The sequence below is a fragment of the Gilliamella sp. App6-5 genome (assembly GCF_001690525.1).
Lineage (GTDB): Bacteria > Pseudomonadota > Gammaproteobacteria > Enterobacterales > Orbaceae > Gilliamella > Gilliamella apicola_H.
The window spans coordinates 50,653-59,605 of sequence record NZ_LZGT01000029.1; the positions used below are offsets into that span (position 1 = coordinate 50,653).

Here is an 8,953-nt window from a genome sequence, read left to right on the forward strand (position 1 = left end):
GGTGGTAGGATTCATGAAAATTTTTCGTCCTTTATGGAATGAAGGTGTCTTTTTGACACCTCAACAATTTCAGCAACAGGCGTTATGGCAACAGTTTTCCTCTCAAAAGTTAGCTGCTATGGCAGTAGCTAACCCATGGGGTGTTGAAAAATTAGTCATAGATACGCAAGCGCTGACAATCGATCGCTTGCAGGCAGAATCTATTAGTATTCGCTTTCATGATGGCGTGCTAATTAATACTGATACGGCTGATAAATTACCCGAAGCTAGAACACTAAATACGGATGTTCCACCTGAGCGTGAAGAAGTCATTGTATTTATTGGGATACCATTACTACAAGCTAATGGGGGTAACTGTCTACAAGACAATCAACAACTTGAAAGACCACTTCGCTATCGACAAGAATGGGTGGAAGTGGTAGATCTATTTGGACAAAATGCTGAAACAATCGCTGTTGAGCGTTACGCGTTAACTTTTTTATTTGATTTTGAAGATCATAGTGATTATTTAACATGTCCAATTGCATGCCTTAAGCGTGATCTAAATGGTCGTTTTGTACTTGATTTTGAATATCTTCCTCCACTAATTAATTTATTCACTCAAAGTGGAACATTAATAAAAGAGTTAGAACTATTATGTATCCAAATACAGGCTAAACGTCAACGTTTAATGGGCATGAGACATGAACGTAACGAACAAATGGCTGAATTTGCAATAGCTGATGTATCCCTGTTTTGGCTTCTAAATGCACTAAACACATTTGAGCCTCAACTTAAATTTTTACGTGATAATCCAACTATTCACCCAGAAAACCTTTACCAAACATTAACGGCATTAACAGGTGCATTGTTAACGTTTTCATTAGCAAATGATGTTGATAAAATTCCAGCTTATCAACACACCAATCTTAATGAAGTGTTTCCACCATTATTTGGATTAGTGCGTAATTTGTTAGAAGAAAGCTTACCATCTCGAGTGATTAAAATTGATTTAGTACATAATAAAGATACATTATGGACAGGCCGCTTAAACGATTCTCGCCTTGTTGAAGATGCTGATTTTTATCTCTCTGTACGTTCAAGTATGCCTGGACACCAATTACAATCACAGTTTCCAATATTATGTAAAGCTGGTGCACCAGATGATGTAAGGCAAATTATACATTCAGCATTATCGGGTATACCAATAAAAGCGCTTAGCCATGTTCCGGCGGCGATACCTATGCGTTTAGAAAATCAATATTTTGCACTGGATCTCTCGCATAGTGCAGCAAAAAATATGTTGCAAACTCGATGTTGTGAGTTTTATGTACCAAGGGCAATGCCAGATATTTCACTAGAACTTTTCGCAGTTTTGCGATCATAGGGTCAAGATTATGAGTATAGAACCACAAACAATAGTCATTGATGAATTATTACGAGATTCAATATTAGTTGTTGTCCAATTAAAAGCGAAAGCGGATATTCCATCAGGGCATAAATTATATGAACTTTGTAAACAGCAAGTGACGACCGTTCGTGAGACGTTATATAAGGCACAATATAGTCAAGATGTGATTGATGATATAAGTTATGCTTTATGTGCATTATTAGATGAAACAGTATTACTTCGCCATCGTGATAACCCCGAAAAACAAGATTATGATGAGTGGTTAGGCGCACCATTACAAGTCATCTTTTTTAATACACATAATGCTGGTTATGATTTATTTGAAAAAATTCGCGGACGCTTAAAAGCAGATAAAAAAGATCCATTAGTATTAAATTGCTTTGACAGAGTGCTTGGGCTTGGCTTTCAAGGGTGCTATCTTGATAAACCTCAAATGGAAAGGGAACACTTGGTTTTAGCCCTGCGTGAAGCTGTACGGGAGTACGAGCCAGAACAATCTCATCCTATTATTGAACAAACCAAAACTTATCGTTATTTAGGACGCAAAACGATGCTGTTATCTTGTACTGCGTTATCCGTTTTGTTGGTTATTGTTCTTTACTTTTTATTAGATTATCGACTTGATACGTTGATTAAAAAAATTGTAGGTTAAAGGGGAATTTATGAGCGATTACCCTAAACGAATTCAAATCATTTATGCTGCTATATTAAGCTTATTGTTACTATTTGTATTTTTACCAATAACAGTCGGTTGGAAAATTATTGGTACGGTTTTAGTTTTAGTTATTGCAGGTGGGTTGCTATGGCGAATGCAACGCTATCAGCGAATGCTTGCTTTATCAACAACAAATATTGATTTTTTAACCCAAAAGCTTGACTTATTACCGGCAAGGCAACGCTATCGATTACCTATCTTATTGGTAACTGGTAGCGCAGCAAAAAACTTTTTTCCTAAAGATCTATCCATAGCAGAATCGAATATTGTTATTTCATCCGAAGCGGTATGGATTTATGTTGAAGAATATTCTCATTTACCTATCGTTTATGATTCATTAATCGCAAAATGGCCAGATATGATAGGGCGAGTAGGCATATTTCTTGCTTTAACGCCTGAACTTGAGGATAAACAAGGATTATTCATTGCTAAATTGCAGGCATTTCGTCAATCATGGGCAGATACATGTCGCATTGCAAAATATCAACTGCCTGTTTATTTATCGACACATATTGGTCTAAATAATTTAATTTATGATGAACAAAATCCATTACCTGTTTCTTGGTTCCAATTAGTCGATCACAAATTATTTCTGCTTGATCGTTATTTATCGCCTCTAAATAATTGGGTTAATGATATTAAAACGCCTTCAAGCGAACGGGAAAGACGATTACGATTAAGACCACTGCTAAACGAAACACAATCTTGGATTGAACAAGTCGTATTATCAACATTAATTGATCCAAAACAGCCTATTGCAAAATGTAAGCCAACAGGGATAGCGATTTATCCTATAAATCAATCTATTGTAAATAACAATATTATGCAAAAACAATGGGAAAGTATCACAACTTTACTACTGCCAAATAACCATAAAATTGAAGATAATGTAAGTCCGCCCGATTCCTTAATTAAATTTATGCCAATAGCTTACCCATTTTCGCCTATTGCCACGATGGTCTGTGGATTAATTACGATCACATCCATATTTATTATGGGATGCTTAGGCGCATCTTTTTGGAACAATATTAAACTTTCCGATCAAATACAAAATGATATTCGACATTACCATTTAATTTCTATGGACAGTTATGAAGAAAAGCGACAAGCACTTGAGTTACTTAAAGACGATAGAACAATGTTAAATCAATATTTAGCTCAGGGGGAACCTATTCGTTTAGGTATGGGGCTTTATCATGGACAACAATTACTTGAGCCTTTAAATGTCTCTATGAGTGATTATGTTGCTAAACCACCAGAGCCAGAAAAAATTATTATTAAACAAGAAAAAGTTATCATGAAAGAAGTACCGCCCGTGATTCGTCTAGATAGTTTAGCATTATTTGAAAGTGGCCAATCAAGCTTAAAATCAGATTCAACCAAAATATTAGTTAATGCGTTAGTTGAAATGAAAAAACAAATCAATGCTAACCACGGAACAGGGTGGCTTATTTTAGTTGCAGGGCATACCGACTCCACTGGTGATGAAAATAAAAATATTCAATTATCACTTGAGCGTGCAACAGCAGTACGAAACTGGATTATAAAAGCCAGTGATATCCCTGAAACCTGTTTTGCAATACAAGGGTATGGAGCAAAAAAACCGCTAGTTAGTAACGACACTCTGGAAGGTCGTGCACAAAACCGGCGAGTAGAAATTAGCTTAGTTCCTCAAATGTCAAATTGTATTTTGGCAAATGAAAACTAAGAGTGTTTAGTAAAAATCAAAAAAAGGAGTAAAAACAATGGCAGTTCCAGCGTATATGTTTTTAAAAGACGATGGTGGTGCAGAAATTAAAGGTTCTGTAACTGTAGTGGGACGTGAAGGTAGTGTTGAAGTGGTTGAATTTGATCACAAAGTCTATATTCCAACCGATGGTAATACAGGTAAATTAACCGGAACTCGCGTTCATAAAGCACTTGAATTTGTTAAAGAAGTTGATGCTTCATCACCTTATCTTTACAAAGCTGTAACTACAGGCCAAAACTTAAAGTCTGTTGAAATCAAATGGTACAAAATTAATGATGCAGGTCAGGAAATTGAATATTTCAATACATTAATGGATAACGTAAAAATTGTTTCTATTAAACCTGAAATGCACAATATTAAAGATCCAACAAAAGAACAATACAATCATTTAGAGCGTATTGAGCTACGTTACGAAAAAATCACTTGGACTTATAAAGATGGCAACATCATTCACTCAGATAGCTGGGTTGAAAGTAGAGCCTAATGTGGTTTTTGTTGATTCTGCCGTAATGGTAGAATCAACATTTTTTTTATAAACAATAACATAACGAAAGGAATAGTAATGATTGCCGATCCTTCTGTTTTATTAAGGCGACTCAATCCGTATTGTGCAAGAGCACTTGAAGCTGCGGCAGAATTATGTCAAACGAGAGCACATCCAGAAATCACACTTGAACATTGGTTATTAAAATTATTAGAACAAGGCGCAGGTGATATTTCATTTATTGCAAGACATTACCAACTAGATATGGACAAAGTCTGGCAAGGATTATTGAATTATTTAGATATTTTACCACACACAATTAATACAAAACCTAGTTTATCGTCATCGTTGATTGCGGTATTACAATCAGCATGGTTAAAGGCTTCACTTGAAGATCAAGAAGATGTTATTCGTTCAGTACATATTTTACAAGTGCTACAAGAGATGCCTCATTGCTTAAAAGCACAAGATGCATGGCAATTGCTTAGCTTATCCGTTGTGTCATTAAAAAAAATGCGCACTCAATTAAATGAAACATCAGATGAAAGCCCCGTAAATCAATACAGCTATCATTCAAATAATGATATTGATAGTACCGCCCAATCAAAAATTGATACTAATCAGGATTCACAAACAGCTGATACTAAAAATAACCAACAACAAGCTGTGCAACAAAAACATTATCAAGCAGCGCTTAGTCGATTTACTGAAGATATTACCGAAAAAGCGAAAACAGGTAAAATTGATCCTGTATTTGGTCGCGATAGTGAAATAAGGCAAATGATCGATATTTTATCTCGTCGTCGCAAAAATAACCCAATCTTAGTGGGGGAACCAGGCGTAGGTAAAACGGCATTAGTTGAAGGACTGGCACTACGTATTGCAGAAGGCAACGTGCCTAAGAACCTTGAAAAAGTTAGCATATTAATGCTTGATCTTGGCTTACTACAAGCTGGTGCTGGCGTAAAAGGTGAATTTGAACAAAGATTAAAAAATGTGATTGAGGCTGTTCAACAATCACCAAACCCAATATTACTTTTTATTGATGAGGCACACACCATTATTGGTGCAGGTAATTCAGCCGGTGGGGCTGATGCAGCAAATTTATTAAAACCGGCGCTAGCTAGGGGTGAGTTACGTACAATTGCTGCTACAACATGGTCTGAATACAAACAATATTTTGAAAAAGATGCCGCGTTGGAGCGTCGTTTTCAAATTGTTAAAGTTGATGAGCCTGATGACGAGAAAGCCTGTCTTATGCTACGTGGTTTAAAATCACGATACGCAAAACACCATGGTGTACATATACTGGACGAAGCTGTTAAAACAGCGGTTTCGCTTTCTCGACGTTATATCAGTGGTCGTCAGCTGCCAGATAAAGCCGTTGATCTGCTTGATACTGCTTCAGCTCGGGTTCGCATGGGGCTTGATACAATTCCTGAATCAATCACGTTGCTTGAAGCCAAAATTGCCTCATTGACAATAGAACAAGAAGCAATAGAAGCCGATTTAGTATTAGGCGAACAGCTATCAACAGATCGTATGAGGGAAATCGATTTACAACTAGGCGAACTACAAGAAACATTAACCAATCAACAAATACAATTTGAAAAAGAGAAAAAACTTGTTGAAACACTAATTGAGTTACGACAAAAATTAACACTAAAACAAGATAAAAAAATTCAAAAGCAACTGATTGCAACACAGCAAAAATTAAGTGAACTACAAAAAAGTTTCCCTTTATTGTCACTTGATGTTGATAGCCGAATTGTCTCTTCAATTATTGCCGATTGGACCGGAGTGCCATTAGAAAGTCTATTAAAAGATGAACAAAGCCATTTGCTTATGTTAGAAGATGATTTGCGTTTACGTGTTGTTGGTCAAGATAACGCGCTTTTTGACATTGCCAAACGGATTCGTGCTGCAAAAACTGGGCTAACCTCAGAAGATGCGCCGATGGGAGTATTCTTATTAGTAGGTCCATCTGGTGTAGGTAAAACCGAAACAGCTTTAGCTTTAGCAGATACGCTCTTCGGTGGCGAACAATCTTTGATCACCATTAATATGTCAGAGTATCAAGAAGCCCATACCGTATCACAACTCAAAGGATCACCACCTGGATATGTGGGTTATGGTCAGGGTGGAATATTGACTGAGGCCGTCCGTAAACGCCCATATAGCGTTGTATTATTGGATGAGGTCGAAAAAGCACATCGTGATGTATTGAATCTATTTTATCAAGTATTCGATCGTGGTTTTATGCGAGATGGTGAAGGGCGTGAAATTGATTTTCGTAATACCTTAATATTAATGACTTCTAACCTAGGCAGCGATGAATTAATGGCATTATTTGATGAAATGCCAAATGCCGATATTGCAACACAGCAAGAATTATTGCGCCCTATTATACGCGAACACTTTCAACCAGCATTATTAGCGCGTTTTCAAACTGTCATTTATAAGCCATTAGATGATGTTGCACTGCGCAAAATTGTTGAAATGAAATTAAATAAAGTTGCCTCTCGATTACAAAAACATTACAAAATAGAGTTTAATGTTGGTCAAAAACTTTACGATACCTTAGTTTCAGCTTGCTTATTGCCAGATACAGGTGCTCGTAATATCGATAGTATTTTAAATCAACAAATCTTACCAGTAGTTTCTAACTTGTTACTACAGCAGGTTAATAGCCAAAACAATCAATCACTAACGTTACAACTCGACTTTAGCGAAACAGATGGCATTGTACTTGAATGGGTAACGAAAAATAGTAAAACAAAGGCAACAACGGTAAAAAGATCATCCTCAAAAGTATCGAAAACAGAGAAAAAAGGCAGTAATAAAAAACAAACAACAAGTCATATAGAGTAAAAAATATAAACAAATAAGTAGGAGAACAACATGTCAAACGAACTTAATCGTCTTCTGGAGCAACTGGGTGAAGGTTTAGCGATTTAATGGCGGGCTTAGGGGGCGTTAGCCATAATCGCTATACCTTAACGGTTGACGGGCTGGGGGCGCCGATTTCGGTTTTACATGTTGAGGGTAATGAGTCGTTAAACCAGCCTTGGCGTTATGTAATCTCCTTTACCAGTACTGACAAAACCTTATCGCCTGATTCCTTTCTTAATCAAAAATCGACCTTCTCCTTTAATCCGGTTATCAACAAACCATTAACTTCTGCTATCCGCTCATTAAGTGATTTGCCCACGTTGACGAATAAACGCACCTTGCATGGGGTGATTACTGAGTTTAGTCAGTTATCGGTCAATAAAGAGGAAGCCCATTATCAGGTGGTGTTATCCTCGTGCTTAGCACGGCTCGCAGTGGGGCAACATAGTGCCATATTTCAACAGCAAAGTGTGGTGAGTGTAGTTGAAGAAGTGCTACGCAGTCATGGTTTGACGGGCATTGATTACCGTTTAGAGTTAAAAGACAGCTATCCTGAGCGGGAGTTTATTACTCAGTGGCAAGAAAGTGACCTTGAATTTATTCAACGCTTATTGGCCGATGTCGGTATCTGGTTTCGCTTTGAAACGCACGCCGAACATCATTGTGATGTGATGGTGTTAAGTGATTATGAACAAGGTTATGCGCAGGTGGCTAATATTGACTATAAACCACCCAGTGGCATGGCAGATAGTGGCGTTGAAAGTGTGTGGGATATCAGCCTGCATAGTGAAGTGGTGGTCTCCTCTGTCAAGGTACAAGACTATAACTACCGTGATGCCCTCGCCGATTTACAGGGCGAGATTAACACCCAACCCAAAGACCTTACCACCTATGGCAGCGACTATCGCTATGCCGAGCACTATAAAGGCTTAGCGAGTAACGGCCAAGAAAACCCGCAAGATAGTGGCGATAATAACGATGATGATAACCATGTTAATCCTGATAACGGCAATAATCCTAATGAGAATAACAGGCATGACGATAATCAGATTGAAAGCGGTCAGTGGTATGCCCGTATTCGCCATGAACAGGCTATTAGCCAGCAAATTATCCTCAAAGGCAAGAGTAATCACTATAACCTTGCTCCCGGTCAATGGATTAACCTCAACGGCAGCCCGCTGGCAGATATCAATGACGGTATCATCATTTTAACGGTACAAGGGCAGGGTAACCGCACTGATGCTTATGAACTCACCTTTACCGCTATTCCCTATCAAGCCTTAAAACCCTATCGCCCTGCGCCTATACGCTGGCCACAAGTTAGTGGCACATTACCTGCCCGTGTCACCAGTCCCAATCATGACACCTATGGCTATATCGACCCGCAAGGGCGCTATCGGGTTAAATTTAACTTTGATTTAAAAGAGTGGAAAAATGGCACGGAAAGCTTATGGGTACGCTTAGCCAAACCGTATGCAGGCAACACCTATGGCTTTCACTTCCCATTAATTGATGGCACTGAAGTAGCGATTGCCTTTATGCAGGGCAATCCTGACCGGCCGTATATCGCCCATGCGATGCATGATAGTGCTCACCCCGACCTTGTTACCACCATTAACAAACACCGCAATGTGATTCGCACGCCGGCTAATAACAAACTGCGCATGGATGACAAACGTGGGCAAGAGCATATCAAACTGGCCACCGAATACGGCAAAACTC

6 protein-coding genes are annotated in these 8,953 nt (G+C 38.2%); all 6 read left to right on the plus strand.

Annotation, left to right across the window (positions count from 1 at the left end; translation table 11 throughout):
• Nucleotides 1–13 precede the first annotated feature (13 nt).
• The gene (gene tssK / locus A9G24_RS03435) at nt 14–1,366 is read left to right on the plus strand and encodes a type VI secretion system baseplate subunit TssK (protein WP_065637774.1); all 1,353 of its coding nucleotides are present in this window, start codon (nt 14–16) and stop codon (nt 1,364–1,366) included.
• A 10-nt stretch (nt 1,367–1,376) separates the two neighbouring features.
• Complete coding sequence (gene tssL / locus A9G24_RS03440; protein WP_065637775.1) at nt 1,377–2,042, plus strand: type VI secretion system protein TssL, short form; 666 nt, start codon at nt 1,377–1,379, stop codon at nt 2,040–2,042.
• Nucleotides 2,043–2,052: 10 nt separating this feature from the next.
• A complete protein-coding gene (locus A9G24_RS03445) occupies nt 2,053–3,813 on the plus strand; it encodes an OmpA family protein (protein WP_065637776.1) in 1,761 nt (586 codons plus the stop codon).
• A gap of 37 nt (nt 3,814–3,850) precedes the next feature.
• On the plus strand, nt 3,851–4,339 hold the full coding sequence (locus A9G24_RS03450) for an Hcp family type VI secretion system effector (RefSeq protein ID WP_065590676.1): 489 nt from the start codon (nt 3,851–3,853) through the stop codon (nt 4,337–4,339).
• 78 nt (nt 4,340–4,417) lie between these two features.
• The gene (gene tssH / locus A9G24_RS03455) at nt 4,418–7,210 is read left to right on the plus strand and encodes a type VI secretion system ATPase TssH (protein ID WP_065637777.1); all 2,793 of its coding nucleotides are present in this window, start codon (nt 4,418–4,420) and stop codon (nt 7,208–7,210) included.
• Between the two features lie 86 nt (nt 7,211–7,296).
• A partial coding sequence (locus A9G24_RS03460) for a type VI secretion system Vgr family protein (RefSeq protein WP_141673048.1) occupies nt 7,297–8,953 on the plus strand: 1,657 nt, incomplete at its 3' end.

What these genes read in the sequence shown, in the direction of transcription:
- tssL (WP_065637775.1), top strand. Translation starts at nt 1,377, where the DNA reads ATGAGTATAGAACCACAAACAATAGTCATTGATGAATTATTACGAGAT.
- tssK (WP_065637774.1), top strand. Translation starts at nt 14, where the DNA reads ATGAAAATTTTTCGTCCTTTATGGAATGAAGGTGTCTTTTTGACACCT.
- A9G24_RS03450 (WP_065590676.1), top strand. Translation starts at nt 3,851, where the DNA reads ATGGCAGTTCCAGCGTATATGTTTTTAAAAGACGATGGTGGTGCAGAA.
- tssH (WP_065637777.1), top strand. Translation starts at nt 4,418, where the DNA reads ATGATTGCCGATCCTTCTGTTTTATTAAGGCGACTCAATCCGTATTGT.
- A9G24_RS03445 (WP_065637776.1), top strand. Translation starts at nt 2,053, where the DNA reads ATGAGCGATTACCCTAAACGAATTCAAATCATTTATGCTGCTATATTA.